This is a genomic window from Limnobaculum parvum (assembly GCF_003096015.2).
GTDB classification, from domain to species: domain Bacteria; phylum Pseudomonadota; class Gammaproteobacteria; order Enterobacterales; family Enterobacteriaceae; genus Limnobaculum; species Limnobaculum parvum.
Genome location: NZ_CP029185.2, coordinates 459,486 through 482,972, shown reverse-complemented (window position 1 = coordinate 482,972; position 23,487 = coordinate 459,486). Strand labels below are relative to the sequence as shown.

General features: G+C 46.4%; 18 protein-coding genes and 3 tRNA genes. 5 read left to right on the top strand and 16 right to left on the bottom strand.

Features of this window, described 5'->3' with window-relative positions; all coding sequences use genetic code 11:
- From hflK to nnr, 8 genes are all read right to left on the bottom strand, one after another.
- Complete coding sequence (hflK, locus tag HYN51_RS01610) at positions 1–1,275, bottom strand: FtsH protease activity modulator HflK (RefSeq protein WP_108901241.1); 1,275 nt, start codon at positions 1,273–1,275, stop codon at positions 1–3.
- A 52-nt stretch (positions 1,276–1,327) separates the two neighbouring features.
- The gene (gene hflX / locus HYN51_RS01605; protein WP_108902117.1) at positions 1,328–2,611 is read right to left on the bottom strand and encodes a ribosome rescue GTPase HflX; all 1,284 of its coding nucleotides are present in this window, start codon (positions 2,609–2,611) and stop codon (positions 1,328–1,330) included.
- 35 nt (positions 2,612–2,646) lie between these two features.
- Complete coding sequence (hfq, locus tag HYN51_RS01600) at positions 2,647–2,937, bottom strand: RNA chaperone Hfq (protein WP_108901240.1); 291 nt, start codon at positions 2,935–2,937, stop codon at positions 2,647–2,649.
- A 154-nt stretch (positions 2,938–3,091) separates the two neighbouring features.
- Complete coding sequence (miaA, locus tag HYN51_RS01595; RefSeq protein WP_108901239.1) at positions 3,092–4,018, bottom strand: tRNA (adenosine(37)-N6)-dimethylallyltransferase MiaA; 927 nt, start codon at positions 4,016–4,018, stop codon at positions 3,092–3,094.
- Positions 4,019–4,022: 4 nt separating this feature from the next.
- A complete protein-coding gene (gene mutL / locus HYN51_RS01590) occupies positions 4,023–6,023 on the bottom strand; it encodes a DNA mismatch repair endonuclease MutL (protein ID WP_108901238.1) in 2,001 nt (666 codons plus the stop codon).
- A 27-nt stretch (positions 6,024–6,050) separates the two neighbouring features.
- Positions 6,051–7,808, bottom strand: coding sequence for an N-acetylmuramoyl-L-alanine amidase AmiB (gene amiB, locus HYN51_RS01585; protein WP_230514004.1), 1,758 nt, complete (start codon positions 7,806–7,808; stop codon positions 6,051–6,053).
- 4 nt (positions 7,809–7,812) lie between these two features.
- On the bottom strand, positions 7,813–8,301 hold the full coding sequence (tsaE, locus tag HYN51_RS01580) for a tRNA (adenosine(37)-N6)-threonylcarbamoyltransferase complex ATPase subunit type 1 TsaE (RefSeq protein WP_108901237.1): 489 nt from the start codon (positions 8,299–8,301) through the stop codon (positions 7,813–7,815).
- 25 nt (positions 8,302–8,326) lie between these two features.
- Positions 8,327–9,829 carry a bifunctional ADP-dependent NAD(P)H-hydrate dehydratase/NAD(P)H-hydrate epimerase gene (gene nnr / locus HYN51_RS01575; protein ID WP_108901236.1) on the bottom strand — a complete coding sequence of 501 codons (1,503 nt, stop codon included), beginning with the start codon at positions 9,827–9,829 and terminating at the stop codon, positions 8,327–8,329.
- Between nnr and queG the strand changes: the two genes are divergently transcribed.
- On the top strand, positions 9,828–10,967 hold the full coding sequence (queG, locus tag HYN51_RS01570) for a tRNA epoxyqueuosine(34) reductase QueG (protein ID WP_108901235.1): 1,140 nt from the start codon (positions 9,828–9,830) through the stop codon (positions 10,965–10,967). The genes nnr and queG overlap by 2 nt on opposite strands.
- A 355-nt stretch (positions 10,968–11,322) precedes the next feature.
- Here queG and HYN51_RS16440 read toward each other — a convergent pair whose 3' ends face one another.
- The 6 genes from HYN51_RS16440 to HYN51_RS16230 form a co-directional block, all read right to left on the bottom strand.
- On the bottom strand, positions 11,323–12,789 hold the full coding sequence (locus HYN51_RS16440) for a hypothetical protein (RefSeq protein ID WP_192878432.1): 1,467 nt from the start codon (positions 12,787–12,789) through the stop codon (positions 11,323–11,325).
- A 3-nt stretch (positions 12,790–12,792) separates the two neighbouring features.
- Complete coding sequence (locus tag HYN51_RS01560; RefSeq protein ID WP_108901234.1) at positions 12,793–14,175, bottom strand: DUF6384 family protein; 1,383 nt, start codon at positions 14,173–14,175, stop codon at positions 12,793–12,795.
- A complete protein-coding gene (locus HYN51_RS01555) occupies positions 14,172–15,323 on the bottom strand; it encodes a merozoite surface protein 3b (RefSeq protein WP_230514003.1) in 1,152 nt (383 codons plus the stop codon). The genes HYN51_RS01560 and HYN51_RS01555 overlap by 4 nt, the downstream gene beginning before the upstream one ends.
- A gap of 515 nt (positions 15,324–15,838) precedes the next feature.
- Positions 15,839–15,914, bottom strand: a tRNA-Gly gene (locus tag HYN51_RS01550).
- Positions 15,915–15,959: 45 nt separating this feature from the next.
- Positions 15,960–16,035 (bottom strand) — tRNA-Gly (locus HYN51_RS01545).
- A gap of 385 nt (positions 16,036–16,420) precedes the next feature.
- The gene (locus HYN51_RS16230) at positions 16,421–16,654 is read right to left on the bottom strand and encodes a hypothetical protein (protein WP_157952952.1); all 234 of its coding nucleotides are present in this window, start codon (positions 16,652–16,654) and stop codon (positions 16,421–16,423) included.
- Between the two features lie 68 nt (positions 16,655–16,722).
- On the opposite strand from HYN51_RS16230, the gene HYN51_RS01540 reads away from it, so the two are divergent.
- Positions 16,723–16,938: an antitoxin, Phd family protein gene (locus HYN51_RS01540; protein WP_157952951.1), complete on the top strand. Its 216-nt coding sequence runs from the start codon at positions 16,723–16,725 to the stop codon at positions 16,936–16,938.
- Between the two features lie 22 nt (positions 16,939–16,960).
- On the opposite strand, the gene HYN51_RS01535 is transcribed toward HYN51_RS01540, so the two are convergent.
- Positions 16,961–17,036, bottom strand: a tRNA-Gly gene (locus HYN51_RS01535).
- A 189-nt stretch (positions 17,037–17,225) separates the two neighbouring features.
- Positions 17,226–17,771: an oligoribonuclease gene (orn, locus tag HYN51_RS01530; protein ID WP_108901231.1), complete on the bottom strand. Its 546-nt coding sequence runs from the start codon at positions 17,769–17,771 to the stop codon at positions 17,226–17,228.
- 90 nt (positions 17,772–17,861) lie between these two features.
- Here orn and rsgA point away from each other — a divergent pair, with 90 nt between their 5' ends.
- The 3 genes from rsgA (at position 17,862) to mscM (ending at position 23,353) form a co-directional block, all read left to right on the top strand.
- Positions 17,862–18,905, top strand: coding sequence for a small ribosomal subunit biogenesis GTPase RsgA (gene rsgA, locus HYN51_RS01525; protein WP_108902115.1), 1,044 nt, complete (start codon positions 17,862–17,864; stop codon positions 18,903–18,905).
- A gap of 201 nt (positions 18,906–19,106) precedes the next feature.
- On the top strand, positions 19,107–19,970 hold the full coding sequence (gene asd, locus HYN51_RS01520) for an archaetidylserine decarboxylase (protein WP_108901230.1): 864 nt from the start codon (positions 19,107–19,109) through the stop codon (positions 19,968–19,970).
- 62 nt (positions 19,971–20,032) lie between these two features.
- Positions 20,033–23,353, top strand: a complete 3,321-nt coding sequence (mscM, locus tag HYN51_RS01515) for a miniconductance mechanosensitive channel MscM (RefSeq protein WP_108901229.1) — start codon at positions 20,033–20,035, stop codon at positions 23,351–23,353.
- Positions 23,354–23,487 lie beyond the last annotated feature (134 nt).

Sequence of the window (23,487 nt, the reverse complement as noted above, 5' to 3'; positions counted from 1 at the left end):
TTATCCTCTTCCTAAGCCAAATGAATTAAGACGCTCGTTGTAAGCATCGTTACGCTCTTGCGTAACTTTATTGGTGCTTTGTGATGCCGTTGAACGCTTCGTCGTTTCTGGCTTACTGTCAGTCACCGTAACTGCCTGAGGTGCTTCAGGTGGCGTTTCAGTACTTGCCTGTGGAGCTACAGGTTGTTGTACTGCGCCGCCTTTACCACGCATCAGTTGGTCTAGCGGTAAAACCATCAGGTTATTACTCTTATCATCCACCAATACTTTGTTGGTTTTACCCAATACTTTTTCCATGGTTTCAATATACAGACGTTCACGGGTGATATCCGGGGCGGCCTTATATTCAGGTAATAGCTTGGCAAAACGAGAGACTTCACCTTCTGCTTCCAGTACGGTACGGGCCTCATAAGCTTTTGCATCTTCAATCAGACGCTGAGCTTTACCGTTAGCGATTGGCTGTGCTGCGTTAGCATAGGCTTCCGCCTCACGGATATAACGCTGTTCATCTTCACGAGCGTTAATCACATCATCAAACGCGGCTTTTACCTCTTCCGGCGGGCGCGCTGCCTGGAAGTTAACGTCCAGCACTTTCAGACCCATATCATAAATCTGAATGGTTTTTTCCAGCTCTTGTTTGGTGTCATCACGAACAATGGTACGACCCTGAGTCAGAATACGGTCCATGGTGTACTTACCAATAACAGAACGCAATGCGCTGTCGGTTGCCTGACTCAAGCTGTCATCAGCATCAGTCACGCGGTACAAATATTTAATCGGATCGGAAACCTGATACTGTACGTTCATCTCGGCACGTACTACGTTTTCGTCAGAAGTCAGCATAATGCCTGATGCCGCCAACCCACGAACCGCCTTGGTATTTACAGGCTTAACTGAGTCGATAAACGTTGGTTTCCAGTTCAGACCAGGCCCAACCATGGTTGGTTGCACCTGACCAAAACGGGTGATTACACCCAGTTCACCTTCTTTAATGGTATAGAAACCAGTCGCGGCCCAGATAATAACGACAACGACAGCAAGAATGCTGAACAGACGACCACCGATAACCGGTGCGCCAGAATTGCTGCTATTACCACCACCGCTACCGGATTTACCCAGTAACCCACCTAATTTACTAAAAATATTGTCCAGATTCAGCGACTGCTGACCGCGACCTTTATTCGATCCACCGCTGTTGTTGCCCCCGGGGTTGTTGTTACCACTCCCCCACGGATCGCGGTCCTGGCCATTATTACCGGGCTGATTCCACGCCATGTTTTTGCTCCACTCATTTACGATCGTTTTATCGGGCACAATCTAACAGGTCTCATTCAACAATAAAGTTTTCCAGAGCCTGCTCTTGTTTACAAAGGCGACGCCAGTCAACAATTGGCATCCTAATCACCAAACCGATGCTTCCATCCTCTTCAATCCACTCTTTAACAATGGCCTGAAGTTGATAAAAACGACTGCGTAACCGACCCTGTTCTACAGGCAATCTCAGTTTGTATTGCGCAATCTCACCGGAAAGACGTTCCGTCAATGCACGGAACAATAATTCAATACCATCACCAGACTCGGCAGAAAGCCAAACCCGGACGGGTAAATTGTTTTCATCTCTATCAATACGCGGAGCAAAATCCTCCAGCATATCAATCTTATTCATTACCAGCAGAACCGGTATTTCATGGGCTTCAATTTCAGTTAAAACTTCATTGACCGCTTCAATATTCTCATCGACCCGACTATCTGCTGCATCAATCACATGCAACAATAAAGAAGCCTGACGTGTTTCCTGCAGAGTTGCTTTAAACGCTGCCACTAAATCGTGGGGCAAATGGCGAATAAAACCAACGGTATCAGCCAAAACGGTTGCGCCTACATCATCCACCTCAATACGGCGTAAGGTTGGATCCAGTGTCGCAAATAGCTGATCGGCTGCATAAACACCGGCAGTCGTAATACGATTGAAAAGGGTAGATTTCCCTGCGTTGGTATAGCCCACCAGCGATACGGTTGGAATATCGGCTCGCATGCGAGCCCGCCTTCCTTGCTCACGCTGCTTTTCAACTTTTTCAAGTCGAGCAAGAATCTGGCGTATCCGGTCTCGAAGCAAACGACGGTCAGTTTCTAACTGCGTTTCCCCCGGGCCACGTAAGCCTATCCCACCTTTTTGACGCTCAAGGTGAGTCCAGCCACGGACTAAGCGGGTTGCCAAATGGCGTAACTGCGCCAACTCAACCTGCAACTTACCTTCATGCGTTCTTGCCCGTTGAGCAAAAATATCGAGAATCAACCCGGTACGGTCAATTACCCGACACTCACAAAGCCGCTCAAGGTTACGTTCCTGAGCAGGTGAAAGGGAGTGGTTAAACAGCACTACCGAAGCCCCTGAGGCCCGTACAGCATCAGCAATTTCCTGCGCTTTACCTTCGCCAACAAAGTATTTGGCTTGTGGGGCTTTACGGCTACCGGTAACGACCAGCAACGCCTCCACTCCCGCAGAAGAAACCAGAGATTCAAACTCACTGAGATCTTCCGTATCTTTTTCCTGGGAGAAATAAACATGCACCAGTACCGCTTGCTCACCAGCCTCATATCGGTCAAACAAGTGCATGACTCCTCAAAAAGAAATAACTGAGTAACTTATTCAGATACATCATCTTCCTGTTGTGATGGCATACCACCTTGGTAGTTACCCACACTTCCAGTTGGTGCATTACTATGATGCGAAACTGGACGAGAAGGAACCACAGTGGAGATAGCGTGCTTATATACCATTTGGCTAACCGTATTTTTCAACAGGATAACGAATTGATCGAAAGATTCGATTTGGCCTTGTAACTTAATACCGTTTACCAGATAAATAGAAACTGGAACACGTTCACGCCGAAGTGCGTTTAAAAACGGGTCTTGTAAAGATTGCCCCTTAGCCATTTTTCTTTTCCTTATCTCTTTGTATGTATTTGTTGTTTGTTACCAAGAGCCAGAGGCCCTAAAATAAACTGCATAAAAATGATACATTTCGTACAAAATAAAGCCATTGAGTACATTAAAGTATATAACCTATTAATTGTACACAATCATTAGCCTATACACTAATAGCACGTATAACTCTTTCCATCGCATTTTTCAGTTGCTCACTATCCAACCAATCAACGCTTTCCCAACCCCGCAACCATGTCATTTGCCGTTTAGAAAGTTGTCGAGTTGCGCAAATTCCCCGATAGACCATTTCGTCGTGGTCTATCTCTCCATTCAGGTACATCCACATCTGCCTGTAACCCACGCAGCGCATGGAGGGAAGGTCAGTATGTAAGTCGCCACGCAACATTAATTGTCGGACTTCATCTTCAAAACCCACCGCAATCATCTGATGAAAACGTGCTTCAATTCTCTGATGTAGCAATTCACGGGATGCGGGTGCTATAGCAAATTGGTGTACACGATATGGTAACGTTTCACCAGCAATTTGCGTTAACTCTGTTAAAGTTTTACCTGAAATGTAAAAAACTTCCAGTGCTCGACTTAATCGTTGCGGGTCATTTTGATGTATTCTGGCTGCCGCTATCGGATCAATCTGTTGTAATCGTTGGTGCAAACTCGCCCACCCCAGTTGTACCGCTTCACTTTCTATGCGTTCACGCACTTCAGGATCGGCAGAGGGCAAAGGCGATAATCCTTCCAACAGTGCCTTAAAATACAACATCGTTCCACCAACCAACAGGGGAATACGTCCGCGACTAACAATATCAGCCATCTCTTTTAACGCATCAGCACGAAAATCTGCTGCGGAATAAGCTTCCGATGGATCGCGAATATCAATCAACCGATGTGGTGTCTCACCCAGCTCTTGTCGGGTCGGTTTGGCAGTGCCAATATCCATACCACGATATATCAACGCTGAGTCAACGCTGACGACTTCGACGGGTAAATGTCTGTAAAGCTCTGCTGCTAAAGCGGTTTTTCCCGACGCCGTTGGCCCCATTAGAAAGAGCGCTGTAGGTAATATATTCATATCACTATTCACCCTGTAAGGCCTCTAGGGCGGACAGCAAGTTAATCGGTTGCAACATATTTGTCGGAGGATTAGCAATCAACGCGGGGCACAACCGTTCCAGATCGGCCAATAACTGTATCGCATGGGCCTGCGTCCACTGGGTATTCTCACTGGTGAGTTTATCCGCCAGCCAGTGCGTTAACATTTGCTTATCTACCGCCTCATTTTCCCCCAGATAACCTAACAACGCTGGCAGCAACTGTTGCAAATTCTGTTGGCGTAGCGGCAAAGGCACGCCATGAACCTGAAGACGATTACGTTCAAGAGACAGATCGATACCAAAATAATTCAGTAATACTTTATGATTGGTCATTCCCTGCTTCTCTTTATCACCGACGGTTAGTGCCAGTGGAATCAGCAGAGGCTGTGGTTTAAGCGGTTCGGACGATGGAAGTAGCTGAGACTGTCGCAAATAATGCTCGGCTACCGGCAGTGACAGTAAAGCCAGTACCGTGCCTCGTTCGACGATAGCATGACAGGATTGCCATATTGACAGCACTCTTCCAAAGCTATGAGTAGCCCCTTTATCCAGCATGGAAGCAGGAATCGGTGATGTTGATTGTGGACGAGAAGAAAACTGTGGCGTTTTCAGTACCGTCGTCACATCAGGTAGTGGCTCACTTTTTTCCGGAAACAGTGACGGTTTAGCCGGGCCAGAACCCGCGTCAGATACGTTGCCATCAGAGGTAATATCGGTTTGCAACAAGCGACGATAAAGCTCATTCTCGCGCGCCACCAGCGTAGGAGCGCGCGTCGCTCCCGGAGTATAAGCCGCCCCCCCACTCCCGTCACCATGCCCCGCAGAAGGCTTATCCACCGATGAACGTTTAGCTTCATTCTGTGAAACGCGATCGCTTGCCGGACGGTTAAATTGATTCTCTCCGGCAGAGGAGCGATTCTCTGGCTGCCAGTGGATTTCTCGCCCATCCTCGGCGGGACCATCATTGAGCGGCAAAACCGGAGCACCTGACTGCTGTAAAACCGTCACAACGGCCTGATAGATAAAATCATGCACCAGTCGGGATTGATGGAACCTAACTTCATGTTTAGCGGGATGAACGTTAACATCCACCTGATGCGGGTCAACTTCCAGATATAAAACATAGGCAGGAGCCTGATCATCTGCCAACTGAGTCTGATATGCCTGACGTATCGCATGGTTCAATAAACGATCCCGCATCATACGGCCATTAACATAACAATATTGCATATCGGTCAGTGCCCGAGCGCCAACCGGGTCGACAACCCATCCGTCAATTTTCAGGTCGCCGTGCTGCCATGATATGGCTAATGCATGTTGTAAGAACTGGGTACCACAAATGCTGCCCAACCTGCGTTCACGTGGCTCATTCTCTTTTATTGCCCGATATTGACGCACCATTTTGCCATTGTGCTGCAGGTTAATACTGACATCAAAACGCGCCAGTGCAATACGACGAATAATTTCGTCAATATGGTTGAATTCTGTTTTTTCAGTGCGTAAAAATTTGCGGCGTGCGGGCGTATTATAAAAAAGATCGAGGACTTCAAGCGTAGTCCCTACAGGATGGGCGGCTGGTTTTAGCGCAACCTCCATATCCCGGCCTTCTGCGTAGGCTTGCCAAGCTTCATTTTGTTCTGCGATACGGGAGGTCAGCGTTAAACGAGAAACCGAGCTGATACTGGCCAGCGCTTCACCACGAAACCCGAGGCTGATAATCGCCTCTAAATCATCAAGGGTCGCAATTTTGCTGGTCGCATGGCGAGCCAGTGCCAAAGCAAGCTCATCTTTATTGATTCCACAGCCGTTATCGCGGATGCGAATAAGTTTCGCGCCACCTTTCTCAATATCGATATCAATGCGAGTTGCCCCTGCATCCAAGCTGTTTTCCACCAGTTCTTTCACCACGGACGCCGGCCGCTCGACAACTTCTCCGGCGGCAATTTGGTTTGCTAGCTGCGGTGGCAAGACCTGGATCGGCATGACGACTCCTGATAATAAATCCGGTATTTATGAACGTGATATCGTCAGAACCTGCCCTAAACGAACCTCATCTGACATCATTTTATTATTCTGCTTCAATTCTGCGATGCTAACGCCATATCGACTACTGATTCCTGACAGAGTATCTCCGAGAACCACTTTATGCTTGCGGTTATCAGCAGCATTTTTAACCGGTTTGCTCTCTTTTTTACCCACGGCAGTCGTTAGTTGATTAGTTATGGGGGCCATTGTAGGTACTTTCAAGCGCTGACCAACCCAAATACCTTCTTTTTTCAATGCATTTAGCGCTGTCAGCGTTTTCGTGGTTGAACCATAGCTTACTGCAATTTGTGATAACGTCTCGCCACGTTTAACCTGATGAACTGATGTTTTGCTCTTATTTCCGTTGCTTACCAGCACTTTTGTCTGCTCATCGGGCACTTTACCTTTCTGGAAAGCGCTGGTCTTTTTCGATGGCGTGACAGAATCAAATGGATGCGCCTCAAAATAGCTGCGAATACCTTTATAAATAGCTTGGGCCAACTTATTCTGAAAATCGGCACTACCTAACAAACTTTCTTCACCAGTATTAGAGATAAAGCCAGTTTCCACCAACAGAGAAGGAATATCCGGCGAGCGCAATACCCCTAAGCTGGCATGTTCAGGGCTACGTTTATGTAATGCGCCGATACGCCTCATCTCGGACAGTACTTTTACCGCTACGTCATAACCTACGCGCTGTGAATGACCAAATTGTAAATCCAGTACTGCTTGGCTTAAATACGGGTTATCTTCGCTGTTTGCCAATACATCCCCTGCGCCACCCAATAACTCTGATTGTTTCTCATGCTGCTCCAACCAGCGGCCCAGTTCGGTATTGGCCCGACGATTAGACAGCACCCAAACGGAGGCCCCGGTTGCATTACGGTTAGGCGCAGCATCTGCGTGAATAGAAACCAGCAAATGGGCATTTTTATTACGAGCAACGTCGGAACGCCCCATAACAGAAATAAAATAATCACCATCGCGGGTTAACACCGCTTTGTACTCAGGATCGTTATCAAGCAACACCTTTAGCTTACGGGCAACGGCCAGCGTAACGGTTTTTTCCTGCAAACCATTCAAACCAATAGCCCCTGAATCTTTCCCACCGTGACCGGCATCAATAGCAATCACTATTTTTTCGCTGCTGCTGTTTTTAGCCCGTGCAGAGCGACGCTCGGTTTTAACAATCACATCATCTTGCGATGCGGCCGCCTCCCCAGAGAAAGGGTTACGACCGGTGGTACTACTGGTCGTTTTAGACTGGTTGGTTTTAGTTGTAGACGCTTTAACCGTTGTGGCTGTCGTCTTATTGCTGCTATTGGTAGCCGCTGTTTTTGGCGCCGCCTGTTTTTCGGCCTGAATAGTGAACACCACCAAATATTGAGCCCCCTGCTTACTCGAGCTGGCTTTTACCGTGGCATTTTGTTTCAGTTCAAAAATCAGTTGAATACTGTCGTTATCTTTTGGAGTACCGGCGCTAATACGATTCACAATATTTTGACCGCTAAACTTCAGTGGCAATCCTTGAACTGCTCGCCCGCTTTGGCGCACATCAATCACAACTCGAGCTGGACTTTTCTGACTGGTATAGGCATATACCGGCTGGCTATCAAATGCCAGCGTTACTTTCGCCTGTGAAGCGCTGTTATTAACCTGTACGTCAATTAAAGATGCGGCTCCAGCAGGCCAAGCAATCGCTAACCACAGCAGAGAAATCAACCCAATCCAGATTTTTTTCATTGTTTTACTTTCCCTGTAACCCAGACGGGGGAATATCATTAAGACGCGCCAATATCAGCTCACCTTGTGCAGTACCCGCTGACAGTACAACCCGTCTGCCTTCATCATAATAACTGAAATGCAAATCCAGATCGGGCTGAGGAAACATGCCACTTCCTCGCTGCGGCCATTCAACCAGACACAGGCTGTCTAACTGAAAATAGTCACGGATCCCCATAAATTCGAGTTCTTCCGGATCGGCCAGACGATATAGGTCAAAGTGATAAACGTTGAAATCACCTAAGCAATAAGGTTCTACCAACGTATAAGTAGGGCTTTTCACATTCCCCTTATGACCTAAAGCCTGTAGAAAACCACGGCTGAAGGTCGTTTTTCCTGCACCAAGATCGCCCTGTAAAAAAATCACACCTGATTTATCACAGGCACCCGCCAGTGCGGCACCAAAAGCAACCGTAGCTGCTTCGTCGGCTAATGTTAAAACCAATTCTTTCATGTATTCCTGAATACCATTCAATTAATCAAGGGTTCACCAGTGTTGGTATTTCCCGCAGTAAATCCGTGGCTATCATACCTCTTTCCCCCTGCCGCCATGCGACAATATCTGCTGCACCGCCATGAATAACACAGCCAGCACAGGCAGCATCAAATGGAGAAAGGCCTTGTCCGCACAGGCTGGCGATAATACCGGACAATACATCCCCCATACCGCCGGATGCCATACCCGCATTACCTACATCAGCAATCGCCAGATGATGGTTTTCATCAGCAATGACCGTTCCTGCCCCTTTTAGTACCACCACGCCGCCATAGCGTTCAGCCAGTTTTCGCGCTGAAAGTAAGCGGTCATTTTCAATTTGTTGAATCTGACACTGCAAGAGGCGGGCGGCCTCCCCTGGATGGGGCGTAATAATGCGATTTTGCCGTTTATCCGGACTGATTGCCAGCAAGTTAAGCGCATCGGCATCCCAAAGCATTATCTTTTCACTGGCACTTACTTGCTTTATTGCCGCTTTAGCCCATTCAGATGTCCCTAAACCTGGCCCGATAGCAATCGCATCCGCCCAAGCAATACCGGTATCCAAGTGCTCTGCCGTCAGTTCCTGAACCATCAACTCAGGGCGAGCCGCTAGAATCGGCGCAATATGCTCTGCGCGGGTCAACACCCGGACTAATCCAGAACCAGTACGTAATGCAGCCTCGGCCGCCATTCGAATAGCACCACCCGTTCCAATATCACCACCAATAACCAGTAACTTGCCATGATCGCCTTTGTGAGAACAGGGGCTGCGGGGCTTAATCCACTGTTTAAGATTGGTCACGGTAACACGTTGAATCGATGAGTTTTGTTCCATAACCCAGTCAGATAGTCCTAAAGCATCATAATACAATGTGCCGGTCACATTTCTGGCGTGCCCGGTCAGTAATCCTGATTTTAGCGCAACAAAAGTTAATGTTTGACTGGCTTGAATAACCGCCCCACTTGCCGATCCAGTATTGGCATTCAAACCAGAAGGAATATCCAGTGCAACAATGGGAGCCGAATACTGATTCGCTTTATGAATTAAAGAAGCATAAGGTTCGCGCGGTTCAGATTGAATTCCGGGACCCAGCAACCCATCAACAATCAAATCGCAATGCTCTGGCCATGCGGTATTCTCCGGCAACACGGGACCATAGTTATTGCTCCAATGTTCCCTCGCCTGACGCGCTTCTGGCGGCAAGGTAAATTCGTCACCACAACCCACCAACGTCACCTCGATGCCACACTGTCTGGCATAGCACCCGATAACATAGCCATCACCACCATTATTGCCGTGCCCGCATAAAATCAGCCAATGTCGGGCATCCGGATAGAGTTTTCGACATAAAAGAAATGCAGATTCACCCGCTCGTTCCATGAGTTGATAGAGCGATACGCCAATCTGACGAGCACCTTGTTTTTCATTTTCACGAACCCAGTCGGCGCTGAAGACAGAATGTGGTAAACTTATGATGTTCCGTTTCTGCTGATGGTCTGTCATGTCACATCCTCTCGATCTCAATCTATTAGCCCAACATATCAAGCAATGGGGGCAAGCACTAGGTTTTCAACAGGTGGGTATCTGCGACACTGACCTGTCGTTGGAAGAACCTAGATTGCAGGCGTGGCTTGATAAGCAATACCACGGTGATATGGCGTGGATGGCTCGCTATGGCATGATGCGGGCCAGACCCCATGAACTGGAACCAGGAACACTGCGCGTCATCAGCGTACGCATGAATTATCTTCCACCCCATGCATCGTTCGCAAAATCCCTCGCCGACCCCAATATTGGCTATATCAGCCGCTACGCATTAGGCCGCGATTATCATAAAGTATTACGCCAACGATTAAAAAATCTGGGTGAGAAAATTCAGCAACATTGCGAAAACTTACATTTCCGCCCTTTTGTCGATTCAGCCCCGATGATGGAACGCCCATTAGCAGCCAAAGCGGGTATTGGCTGGACAGGTAAGCACTCACTGATTATTAACCGCGAAGCCGGCTCTTGGTTTTTTCTTGGGGAATTACTGGTAGACATTCCGCTGCCCGTTGACCAGCCGGTAGAAGAAGAATGTGGGCGCTGTATTGCCTGTATGACACTATGTCCAACTGGCGCAATTGTTGAACCCTATATTGTTGATGCCCGACGCTGTATATCTTATCTGACCATAGAGCTGGAAGGATCGATTCCCGAGGAGTTACGCCCACTGATGGGCAATCGAATATATGGTTGTGATGATTGCCAAATGGGATGCCCTTGGAATCGGATAGCGCCACTCACCGAAGAGCAAGATTTTCTGCCACGATCGACGCTACACCACACAGCACTTTTAGAACTATATGCCTGGGATGAGGCCACTTTTCTATCTAAAACAGAGGGTTCTCCTGTTCGCAGAATTGGCTACTTTCGTTGGCTAAGAAACATCAGCGTTGCGCTGGGAAATGCACCTTATCAGGCTGAAATTATTGAAGCTTTAGAGCAAAGAAAAAACCTCTACGCCATCGTTGATGAACACATAGAGTGGGCACTTACTCGTCAGTGGGAAAAGCGAGAACAGCGAGGTGTAGAAGTACGGGCACCGAAACAGCTAAGACTTATTCGCTCCGTAGAAAAAGGGTTACCCAGAGATGCATAATCAACCTCATAAAAGAGAGAAAATAGCATAATATAAAACCTCAGTGGTTTGTGCATAAAAAATTCAAAAGGCTTTATCTATCAATCGCGAAAAAAACGTCAAGCGATCAAAACGACAAATTTAAAATTAAAAACCCTTTTAATTTCATATTATAAACCTTCTGGCATTTTTAGATTATTACGTAATAGTTTTATCCCCTGAGAGAATCAATCTGTGGATAACTCTGTTGACAATAATTAAGAAGCATATAAATAAAGACTCACAGAGGTATTTTAAATACCCCTGCTAATCGCGAAGAAAAGATCGATAATAATATTAAAGCCAAAAGATAGAATTATTCTCTGCCGACTTTAATTTAAAAACTATCGGTTGTAGTGAATTTACCACCACCGCTTGAGGAGGAAGAACTAAAACTCCCACCACCGGATGAAGAAGAGGAACTATATCCCCCACTACGAGATGAAGACGAACTACTGGAGCTGCTTCGGTAAGAGGATGAACTACCAGAGCTTGAACTTGAGCTGGAGCTGGATGTAGACCAAAAACCACCAGAAGAGCTGGAGCTTGAACTCGAGCCGTAACTGGAAGAACTGGAGCTATTATTGCTCGGTATATATCTGACGCTTTTTAATATTTCTAACAGATGACGGGAACCAAAATCACCGCTAAAAATTGAAACCAAAATAGTTTCGATTTGATTCATACCGATATCATAGCGATATTGGCTACGATTCAAATCGCTGTTAATAAAACTCTGCGCCATAGCATGAATACGATCGTATTCCGTACCCACCCTTACCCATTCTGGATAGAGCGTAGCAATATCATTTTCAAACGAAGCAATACTATTCTTAGTTGCCAATGCTCTTTGCAACAATTCATCATCTAAAGATGATTCTGTTTTTAAGGTCAACTCATTTAATTTATCAAGCGGCAGTGTCTGCATAACCTCCGCAATTTTAGCGGTGACAGATTCAAATAGCACACCGTCTCCGGTGATATTTTTACGCAGCTCTTCATGCAGATTTTTAATATTAATATTATCTTCATCAAGCACTTTTTCTAACCGAGCCAACTGCCGGTTTAGCTCCGTCAATCCTACCCTTTGCTCAGCACCGGCAATCATCGAGTCACGTTCGGCAGATAACACGTTTAATTGCTGATTCACAGCCAATTGGCGTTTAACAATCTCCTGTTTCATCGCATGCAGCATATTGTAGTTACGGAAATTACGCGGAAAATCAACCTGACGGGCCAGCCAGCTATCAAGATTGCGGAAAATCCATCTTCCCCGATAATCAGGCTGACCAAACTTGCGCTGAATTAAATAATGAAAGGAAGAGTTTGTCTCATAGTCAGCCAGCTTGCTGTTGGCCTCTTCCTGTATTTGATGGTTCAGTTCATCAATCGATAAGGCTTCATTATCAAGCTGGATATATTTCTCGTTTAGGGACACAAAGGCCGGATTTTGAGATAGTAGATCGTCGCGGCGTTTTTCTAACGCCCCGGCTTCGGCTGTCAGCTCGTCATATTTCTGCCGATCTTTTTCGGCTTTTTGTTTTAAGGTACTCAGCCGATTATTCAAGTCTGCGATTTGGCTTTTAAGTTGATCAATCAATTGATTAATCTGACTCAGGTCCTGAACATTCGGGCTCTCCAGCAGCAGTACTTTAGCCATCTGCTGGTAGATACGCATCTGTTCTTTTTTCAACTCTACGATCTTTTCGCGGCTGGACATGATGTCAGTATTCAACTTACGAGCTCGTCTTTCCAGCGCAATCTCACGGTCATATATAAGGCTTGATACTTCAGAAGCTTTCATAACTTACCACTCCATGATGATTTTGCCGTTACTGGAACGAGCATAGCTGAAACTCAGAGAACCAACTGCTTTTTTACCTGCCAAATTATTTTGAATATGGCCGTCATCCGTCTTATCTTTTCTGACTTTCAAATATTCACTTTGTGGTACCTGTAGCCCAAAAATGGTCACTTGCCGGAGTTTGCCCGTTTCAGAATCTGTCAGCCATAAAGGGAATGCTCTTCCCTGCGGAGTCAATGCTTCAACCACCACATACCAAGTTTTACCACCGCTGTCGTCATAGGTTCTTTCCACGCCGGATTTTTCACCAACGCGATCAACAATGGTTAGGGTCAGGTTAGTCTGAGCTAGCTGCTTCAAATACTCTAACTGTTGCAGCGCTTCTTTAGCTTGCGTAACGTGGAACAGGCTCAGATCGTTCTGAATCGTATCCGCATAGTCTTTAACGATTGCTTTATCCTGCTGCGGCTTAACCAGACTGTTCAATGCGTTAACCAGACTATCGGCCTGTAACGCTATTTTATGAATATCGAGCGCATCCCTATAACTGACTTCCAGTGCAGTTATATCACTGCTGAGGGTTGGTGAGTTGTTGGCTACCGCATAGGTTGCGGTATCAAACGCTTTACGAACTGGCTGATATTTTTGATATAGTTGCTCGAAATTCTTAGTATCGGCAACCTGCTGAATACGCCAATCGTTATTCGCAACCAATTGATAACGAGTCAGTATATCGCCCAGTGAGCGATAGTCTTTCTCCATCATCTGGTAAATGGAGGTTAGAAACTCTTTCTGATCCTGTAGCGCAGGGCGAGAATACTCGCTCAGATTCAGCGTGCGATCAAAAGCGCCCTGCTTCTCATGCAGTTGCGCAAGCAGTTTAGTGCTCTCATCCTTCAGGGATTGACCTTCAGGTATCGCATAACGCAATGGCTTCTGGCTCAGTGTATCGAACTCACGCTGATAGCCCGCAGCATTCTTGACAAGTTGCGCTTCGGCTTCTCGCTGTTTAACAATCGAATCTTTTACTACCTTGGTCATCATGTAATTGGCGCTGAAATAAACACCCGCCGCAATTAATGCGGCGATAAACAGGTAGATAAATATTCGACGCTTAAGGTAAAGCTTAGCCAGTAGGCGCTGATGCCATGCAGGCTTAATCATCTGAAAACGCAATCGATCGGAGAACCATTCATTCACGCCCTGCTCTATCAGTTCGTCTTGAATGTCCATGCCTTTCGACTGGTAATACTCTTTGATTTTTCCGGCAATTTTGCGGCGTAATCCGGCAGGATTAAGCTGCTCTTCTAACGCGATCTGCTGCTGATAAAGGTCATCAATAATCGCCATTGCACCTAACTGATCGCTAAGCTTTACTTCACTCATTCAACGGCAGCCTTTAACACAATTTCAGAGAAGCGACGTTTTCCGTCTTCTACGATATTTTCCAGCTCTTTAGAATTGTTGGTTGACTCAACCCTCAACTCTTCAATTAGCTTATGGCTGGATTCCTGATAGCTAGTGATGGCGTTAACCAGTGAACGAATAGATTCCGCTTTAATAGTGGAGCCGTAGCCAGCACGCAGACCCGCTTCCAGATGCTTGTTACCGGCTTCAGCAATGGTTTCTAGGCCTTTATTGATACCGTCTTTCATGGCTTCCAGCGTTTTGGTGCTTTCAGACAGGCCGCTTAATGAGGTCATCGAGGCTGACAGTGCAGTAAATACGATTTCATTGGTGGAGAAAAACACCACGCTCTGGCGATAAACACGCTCTTTTACTGATGAAGTTTGCTGTAAACGGGCGAATACCGCTTCTGCCGAGTTATAAGCTACCAATAAGTTTTCAGTAAGATCTTTAACGATCTGGTAGCGTTCATCTTCTTTTTGCATCACGCGCAGCGCTTCATCGCGGCTCAGCTCTAAACGAGCCAGCTCTACTGCATCAGTGGTGGTCGCCTTCTCTCTGGCCTCATGGGCAGTTTGAAGCTGGGTCTTACACTGTTCCAGATTCTTGTCCGCCAAAACCAGCAGTTCCTGAGCGTCAATCTGAGCCTGTTTCAAACCAAAACGGAAATCCTGATAAGCATCCAGAATGGTACGTTCACGGGTAATCTGTTCGGATGAAGCTTTCGCAACCTCCATATAGGTTTCTTTAATTTTGTTGAAACGATCCGGAATTGAGCCTCTGACTAATACCACCCAGCCATTTTTAACCCGTTCCAACAGATCCAGTTTACCGTCATCCAGCCAGGTCACCATATTTTGTGCATCGGTGCGAATCGAATCGAATGCCGACACAATCGTGCCCTGACGGTTAGCAATATCCATTCCCATAATATTGTCACGCACGATGGCGTTGAAGCTGCTTTGTTGCTGCAGGGTACGGGCAATGGCTACAACGCGATTATTATCAAGGTTGGAAATAGCATCCAACAGCGTCATGACCGGTGCTTCTGGCTCGCCGGCAACAACAATGCCTAATTGTTTAAGCTTTTGAACCGCGCGGTCAGTATATGAAACGATAGAAGTCATCAGGTTATCCTTGCTTTAGTGCGATATAAGTACGCTAACAGTATGTGTTTTTACGACTGCTCCCCGAAGTATCCCTTTCAGTACATTATCGGAGCGAGTTTCCCAGTACCATGTCAGCAATCTGAACTGCCGGATGTTATACCATTCCTGTACTTCTATGCCAATAAAATAGTAAATCCCAAAAATAACAAATTTTATATTAATCATTATCTTACGATTATTATTCTTAATATCTATCAAAATATTTTATTCGAAAAAACCTGTCTTGCTATAAATCGATTTATCTCTCATTTCTGTATCAGGCTGAATCGCTGATAAAAGAAATCCTTCCATGACAAGGATGGGCGTTAGATTCTGGTTATGAGGGATGTCGGGAGCAATTAGGGCACGTAATATTCCTTCGCCAATCAGTTTGATCTGGGAAATATGAAATATATAGCGAATTAGGTATGACGAAACATCAACAGAAATTGTTGTGTGGACGGTAAATTTTGAGGATTGTCTGACAAAAAACTTGGAGCGGGAAACGAGACTCGAACTCGCGACCCCGACCTTGGCAAGGTCGTGCTCTACCAACTGAGCTATTCCCGCATTAGAGAGGTAAATCTGATACTTCTACTGCTGTTATCTGAAATTTGGAGCGGGAAACGAGACTCGAACTCGCGACCCCGACCTTGGCAAGGTCGTGCTCTACCAACTGAGCTATTCCCGCATCGCTATGCAGATAACCCCTTACGCAAAGCAGCTTGTTATTATAACGTTATGATTATAAAAACAAAATAACTAAACCCTGCGTTTGGATGCGCTGCATTATGTACTAAACTCATAACGCTGGCAAGACTTTTAACGAAAAAATTTACTGGTCAAAATAACCGCAAAGCCCACTGTAGCAACCAATGCAGACGATTTTTTCATCAATTGGTCAAAATCGGCCCATAAAGGCTATCTGAGTTTAGACCTCGTTTTCCCTAACTATTACAGGATAGACCAAAAGCGCCATCGCATCATTTGTATTGGTAAGTCATCACTACTCAGGTATGTACACTGGCTGACGCTTTAACTCTTCACTAAGTTTAACCTGTGTTGGAAATTCATTGCTAATAGACTGGCTTATAAACGATGGAAGCACCTAAATCAATAACATAATCCACTTTAATATTTTGATCATAAGTATAAATATCATAGCCATAACGAGCACAAAAAACGGAGACAAAGTCATTTTCGCTAACTTCACCTAACACTATCATCATCCGTTGTTTTAATTGCCCAACTGATGCTACTTTGCCTGAAAGTAGTACATCACCGTTTATGCCCTCTATTCCAATTAACATATATAGGCTTTATTTTTTTCAAAAAATGCAGACTGATGCCCTGTCTGAAATCTAACGAGACTGAAGTAATGATAAAACCTAAAGAATCACACTTACCAGCGGTTACCACCCAAAACGAGAAAGCCAAGGTGGTAATACATGATATGGCTTCTTATAGGCAAAAGCAGGAAGTATCAACGTTATTAAAGATACTCGCCCTCAGCCAGCAGCAAGTTGAAGCCAATCGGCTAACACCTATAGAAGAGGTAGTTCAACGTTTAAAAAGCAGAAGTAAAAAAGATTAATGACTAAGCAATTAGAAAAACTTGGAGCGGGAAACGAGACTCGAACTCGCGACCCCGACCTTGGCAAGGTCGTGCTCTACCAACTGAGCTATTCCCGCATTTGGAAGGTCGTTACATTGTACATATAACAATGTAACGGGAGCGCATTATACGAAAACTAATCGCCCCTGCAAGACCTGCTGCTGAAAAAATTGCACATTATTTTTCGTCTGCTTATTAAAGCAACAAAATGCACTAATAAGCAGCAGACATTAACTATCCAGATCCCGCCCGAACTTTCGCCAATATTACAGCTTAATAAAGTTCTCACGGTAGTAAGCCAGCTCCGCAATTGAATCGCGTATATCATCCAGCGCTTGGTGAGTACTCTGCTTGGTAATACCAGACAATATCTCCGGCTTCCAGCGACGAGCCAGCTCTTTCAACGTACTGACATCCAAATAGCGATAGTGGAAATAACGTTCCAGCTCTGGCATATAACGATAAAGAAAGCGGCGATCCTGACCGATACTGTTACCACAAATAGGTGAACACCCTTGGGGCACCCATTGCTGTAAAAATTCAATGGTTTTTTGCTCGGCGGCCTGTTCATCAAAAGCACTCTGCTTTACCCGCGTCACCAGCCCACTTGCGGTATGAGTAGTGGTGTTCCACTCATCCATCAATGCCATATGTTCATCCGTTTGATGAATCGCAAAAACCGGCCCTTCCGCCAGAATATTCAAGTTAGCATCGGTCACAATAGTGGCGATTTCGATGATGCGATTGATTTCAGGATTTAAACCGGTCATTTCCAGATCGATCCAAATCAGGTTATTCTCATTCCCGGACATGATGTTTCCTGCGTGATTAACTGAACATCAGTGTATCATAGCCGTTTGACGCGTTTCCGGCGACTGTCACTGCTGCTAAAAGGTATTTTTGTGAGTAAGAATAAACTGTCTAAAGGTCAACAACGGCGCGTTGCTGAAAACCATCAGCGACGTTTACAGACAACGAATCAAAGACCAGAGCCTGACGATTCGCTGTTTGGCGAGTCTCAGGAAGGCATCGTCATTAGCCGCTTTGGTAAACACGCCGATGTTGAAGCACCGGATGCCAGCCTACACCGCTGTAATATTCGCCGTACTATTGGCTCACTGGTCACTGGCGATCGTGTGGTATGGCGAGCGGCCGTCACTGCACAGGCTAAAGGTATTATAGAAGCGGTACACGAGCGCATTTCGGTACTTACTCGACCTGATTTTTATGATGGCGTTAAACCCATCGCTGCCAATATCGACCAAATTATTATTGTTTCAGCAATCTTGCCTGAACTTTCCCTGAATATTATCGATCGCTACTTGGTAGCTTGCGAAACCCTGTCCGTTGAACCGATCATTGTGTTGAATAAAGTCGACTTACTGGATGAAGAGGGCCGTGAGTTTATTAATCAAACCATGCAAATTTATCAGCATATCGGCTATACCGTACTTCAGGTTTCCAGCTATACCGGTGAAGGAATGGCTGAATTAAAGTCTCACCTCGATAACCACATTAGCATTTTTGCCGGTCAGTCTGGGGTGGGGAAATCCAGCCTGCTAAACGCGCTGCTGCCAATTGACAAAGCCAATATTCATGTGGGTGAAGTATCTGATAACTCGGGTCTTGGGCAACATACGACTACCGCATCTCGTCTGTATCACCTGCCTGATGGTGGTGACATTATTGACTCACCCGGCGTGCGTGAATTTGGGCTTTGGCACCTCGAACCCGTGCAGGTGACAGAAGGATATATTGAATTTCGCGACTATCTCGGCCACTGCAAATTCCGCGACTGTAAGCATATTGACGATCCCGGTTGTGCTATTCGCCAAGCCGTAGAACAGGGAAAAATTGCCGAAGAACGCTATGATAACTATATGAGAATTCTGGATAGTATGGCGGATGTGAAAGTTCGTAAAAACACATTAGAAACCAAAGATTAATGACATATTATTCTCAGAATCAGCCTATTAGTAGCATCTGGGAATTGATCGCCTGAAACATTGCCAGTTGGCGATGGTCATAATCAAGATGAACAACAATTAATAGCCGCATGCGACAGGTGAATGACTTTATATTTCAGCCCCGCTACAATGCGCAACTTTGATTTAATAGTCAGACAGATAACGCAAAGAGGATACCCCGTGCTGGATCGTATAAAAGTACAGTTACAATATTTACTCCCCAAGCAGGGGCTTACTCAACTAGCGGGTTGGGGAGCCAGTAAGCAGGCTGGATGGCTGACCCGTCTGGTGGTAAAAGGGTTTGCCAAATATTACCGTGTCGATATGCAGGAAGCTCAACAGCCAGACCCTGAATCATATGCGACATTTAATGATTTCTTCGTTCGCCCACTGCGAGACGGTGCGCGCCCTGTTGTTGAAGGTGAACATCAACTGGCATTACCTGCCGATGGTGCAGTCAGCCAGTTAGGCCCTATCTCCGAAGGTAAGTTACTTCAGGCCAAGGGCCATGACTACACGCTAGAAGCCCTATTGGCCTGCAACATGCCGATGGTAGAAAAATTTCGCAATGGTCAATTTGCCACGATCTATCTTTCACCTCGCGACTACCACCGAGTACATATGCCCTGCAATGGCGTGCTGCGTGAAATGCTGTATGTTCCTGGCGATTTGTTCTCGGTAAATCCGCTAACGGCAGAAAATGTACCTAACCTGTTTGCCCGTAACGAACGGGTCATTTGTCTATTTGATACAGATTTTGGCCCGATGGTACAAATTCTGGTTGGTGCCACGATTGTTGGCAGTATTGAGACCGTTTGGGCCGGCACCATTACACCGCCTCGTCAGGGCGTGCTGCAACGCTGGACTTATCCAACTGAAGGTGAAGGATCGGTCATACTGAAAAAAGGCGATGAAATGGGCCGATTTAAATTAGGCTCTACGGTTATTAACCTATTTGCTGAAAACAGCATCACCTTTTCACCGGCATTGCAGTGCAAAACGCCAACCCGAATGGGGGAGTTATTTGCGGAAGCCCGTGAATAATCCGTGAATAATAGAGGTGAACGTCACTAGCCACTGTAACTTAACCAATAGCTGAGTAGATGATGAAGCTGACCCGTTTATTATTAGCACTGTTAATAAGCCTGCTGTATCTGGCTCCACTTCAGGCTGCACCACAGCTTGATGCCGAACAGATCAAGCAAGAAATAAAACTGGTCGAAGCCGATAAGGACATGCAAAATCAGAAAGAGATTCAGGACGCCTATCAAAATGCCCTGAATTGGGTAACTGAACGTTCCGAGTCTCTTTCACGCGGTCAACAATACCGCAACGCGATTGATGAGTTTCCTAAACTCACCAAAAATCTGCGTTCTCAGTTGGAAGCCGACAATGGTGAAGCACAACCACCGTCTGAAAATCTGACGTTGACTGAACTGGAACAACTGTCAATTCAAACCAACAGCCAACTGCTGGAACTCAGCCGTCAGCTTCAGCAAGAGCAGGATCGCGCACGTGAAATCAGCAATTCACTAACCCAACTCCCGCTACAACAAGCATCGACGCGTAAAGCACTTGGCGATCTTGAACGTCGCCTGCCAGAGCAAAATAACCAAAATACACCGCTTAATCAGGCCAAGTTACTACAATTTCAAGCCGAGCTAGCTTTCTACAAAGCCAAAGTCGATGAGCTGGAGTTAGAACAGCTATCCGCCAGCAACCGACAAGAAATTTCCCGCTTACAAATTGAAGTGGTGAAGAAAAAGCAGGCTAAAACTGACAGCCTGTTGCAGCTCATAAATCATCAGTTAAATACTCGACGCCAGTTGGAAACCAAGCAAACGCTGGAGCACACCACTCAGTTGGCTGAACAGCATGGCGATCTGCCGCTTTCTATTCGTAAGTTATTACAGGAAAATCAGGAACTGTCTGAACGCTTGAGCCGGCAGGCAGTACGTCTGGATGAGATCTCCACTGAACAACGGGCCACAATCTCTAAAATTTTACAGGTTCGTCAGGCGCTAACCTCCCTTAGTGAACAAGCCCAATGGCTAGGAATGTCTACCGCATTAGGTGAAAGTTTGAGAATGCAGGTTTCTCGCCTGCCAGAAATGCCAAAACCTCAGCCATTGGATAGCGAAATGGCTGAAATTCGGGTACAGCGTCTAAGTCTGGACGAACAACGTGACAAATTGACCCATATGGACCTCCTGCTACAGGATGACGGACAACCGCTCACCGCTTCGCAACAAGAACTCGCAAAGCAGCAGGCCAAAATGCAGCAAGAGCTTCTGTCATCATTACTCGCCGGTGATGACTCATTAATCCTTGAAATAACTAAGCTGAAAGTTTCGAATAATCAGCTAATAGATGCACTGGTAGAAATAAAAGATGCATCTCACCGCTATCTATTCTGGGTAGCTGACGTTAATTCACTCAACTTGAGCACCCCAATTCAAGTTCTACAGGACCTGAACAAGTTAGTATCGCTGGATACCCTTTCCGAACTTAGCGGTGCCTTTGGCACCATGCTAATTACTAAAGAATCCGTTGTGCTGATTTTGGCTGCACTGATGTTAGTGGGTTTTGGCTTTAGCTCCCGTCGCCACTATCAGGCATTTTTAGAACGAGTCGCATCACGCATTGGTAAGGTTACCCAAGACCAATTTTCATCAACCATTCGTACCGTATTTTGGTCAGTGATTGTTGCGGTTCCTCTGCCTGTGCTCTGGTGGGCGCTGGCTTATGGCCTACAACATGCTTGGCAGTATCCTATTGCCGTAGCCATTGGTGAAGGGGTTAACGCGACTGTACCGCTGATGTGGGTATTTATGATCAGCGCCAGCTTTGCCCAACCTCAAGGGCTATTTATCGCCCACTTCCGCTGGTCGCAAACACGAGTCGCACGTGCGATGCGCTATTATCGCCTGTCACTTTGGCTGGTCGTACCGTTGATTATTGCGTCAATCAGTTTTGATAACTTTAACGATCGTGAGTTCTCCGGCACATTGGGCCGCATTTGTTTTCTTCTGCTATGTGGCGCGTTAGTCATGATGACCACCAACCTGAAGCGAGCCGGTATACCGCTCTATCTCGATCGTAAAGGTTCCGGTGATAATATGGTTAATCAAGCACTGTGGACCTTTCTGATTTGCGCCCCTATTGCCGCTGCCTTGTCAGCCTGCTTTGGCTATTTAGCTACCGCACAAGCGCTGCTATTACGACTGGAAGCTTCAGTCGCCATTTGGTTCGGTCTGTTGGTTATTTACCATATCATCCGCCGTTGGATGCTGATTCAACGACGTCGCATAGAGTTCGATCGCGCTAAACAGCGGCGTGCAGAACGGCTGGCACAGCGAGCTAAAGGTGAAGAAGAGAGCCTTCCCACCAGCTCAGAAGGACTATTGGATAACGATGATTCCGTGGTGGTCGATCTGGATGCCATTAGCGCCCAATCGCTACAATTAGTACGTTCCATTCTGACCATGATTGCGCTGGTTTCTTTGATCATTCTCTGGTCAGAAATTCATTCAGCATTCGCCTTCCTTGAAAATATCCGGTTATGGGATGTCACCTCGTCAGTACAAGGAACGGAGAGCATTCAGGCAATTACCTTAGGTTCTGTGCTGATTGCCATATTGGTATTTATTGTTACCGCCCAGCTAGTACGTAACTTACCGGCACTGCTGGAGCTGGCAATCCTTCAGCATTTAGATCTGGCTCCTGGCACCGGTTATGCCATTACGACCATCACCAAATATATTCTGATGCTAATTGGCGGCATGGTGGCTTTCTCAATGATTGGTGTCGATTGGTCCAAACTACAGTGGTTAGTCGCGGCACTTGGCGTGGGGCTTGGCTTTGGTTTACAGCAGATCTTCGCTAACTTTGTCTCCGGCCTGATCATCCTGTTTGAAAAACCTATTCGCATTGGCGACACGGTGACGATACGTGAATTAACCGGTTCGATTACCAAAATCAACACACGGGCAACCACCATTGTTGACTGGGACAGGAAAGAGATAATTGTTCCAAATCAGGCATTTATTACCGAGCAGTTTGTAAACTGGTCGCTATCTGATTCCGTTACCCGTATTGTGCTAACCATCCCAGCAACGGCGGATACCGATCCAAACCTAGTGAAACAGTTACTGGAAAACGCGGCACATAAATGCCAGTTCGTACTGGAAACACCCGCACCAGATGCCTTCCTAGTGGATATTCAACAGGGTATCCAAATCTTTGAACTGCGGGTATTTGCTGCCGAGATGGGCATGCGAATGCCGCTGCGTCATGAAATGCACTCGCTAATACTTCAGGCCTATGCGGATCACGACCTAACGCTGCCATTCCCACCACTCCAAATGCGCGCCGACGCCCTCTCCCGCGCCGGCCTAAGACCTCGGTTTAAAACCGGAGAAATCTAGCCTCGTACAGGTTTGATCCAGACAGCAAAAAGGCGCCTAAAGCGCCTTTTTCTATTCAAGCAAATGTCAATCATCGGGAGAGGCCGCCGTTGGGGTCGACTTGGCGTAAGCCAACGACAAACAGGCAAAGCCTG

Excerpts from the sequence above, each read along its gene's own strand:
- HYN51_RS01560 (WP_108901234.1), bottom strand. The coding sequence starts at position 14,175 with ATGAGTGAAGTAAAGCTTAGCGATCAGTTAGGTGCAATGGCGATTATT.
- mutL (WP_108901238.1), bottom strand. The coding sequence starts at position 6,023 with ATGCCGATCCAGGTCTTGCCACCGCAGCTAGCAAACCAAATTGCCGCC.
- tsaE (WP_108901237.1), bottom strand. The coding sequence starts at position 8,301 with ATGAAAGAATTGGTTTTAACATTAGCCGACGAAGCAGCTACGGTTGCT.
- orn (WP_108901231.1), bottom strand. The coding sequence starts at position 17,771 with ATGTCCGGGAATGAGAATAACCTGATTTGGATCGATCTGGAAATGACC.
- HYN51_RS16440 (WP_192878432.1), bottom strand. The coding sequence starts at position 12,789 with ATGAAAGCTTCTGAAGTATCAAGCCTTATATATGACCGTGAGATTGCG.
- miaA (WP_108901239.1), bottom strand. The coding sequence starts at position 4,018 with ATGAATATATTACCTACAGCGCTCTTTCTAATGGGGCCAACGGCGTCG.
- nnr (WP_108901236.1), bottom strand. The coding sequence starts at position 9,829 with ATGACAGACCATCAGCAGAAACGGAACATCATAAGTTTACCACATTCT.
- mscM (WP_108901229.1), top strand. The coding sequence starts at position 20,033 with ATGAAGCTGACCCGTTTATTATTAGCACTGTTAATAAGCCTGCTGTAT.
- HYN51_RS01540 (WP_157952951.1), top strand. The coding sequence starts at position 16,723 with ATGATAAAACCTAAAGAATCACACTTACCAGCGGTTACCACCCAAAAC.
- amiB (WP_230514004.1), bottom strand. The coding sequence starts at position 7,808 with ATGAAAAAAATCTGGATTGGGTTGATTTCTCTGCTGTGGTTAGCGATT.
- HYN51_RS01555 (WP_230514003.1), bottom strand. The coding sequence starts at position 15,323 with ATGACTTCTATCGTTTCATATACTGACCGCGCGGTTCAAAAGCTTAAA.
- queG (WP_108901235.1), top strand. The coding sequence starts at position 9,828 with ATGTCACATCCTCTCGATCTCAATCTATTAGCCCAACATATCAAGCAA.
- hflK (WP_108901241.1), bottom strand. The coding sequence starts at position 1,275 with ATGGCGTGGAATCAGCCCGGTAATAATGGCCAGGACCGCGATCCGTGG.
- hfq (WP_108901240.1), bottom strand. The coding sequence starts at position 2,937 with ATGGCTAAGGGGCAATCTTTACAAGACCCGTTTTTAAACGCACTTCGG.
- HYN51_RS16230 (WP_157952952.1), bottom strand. The coding sequence starts at position 16,654 with ATGTTAATTGGAATAGAGGGCATAAACGGTGATGTACTACTTTCAGGC.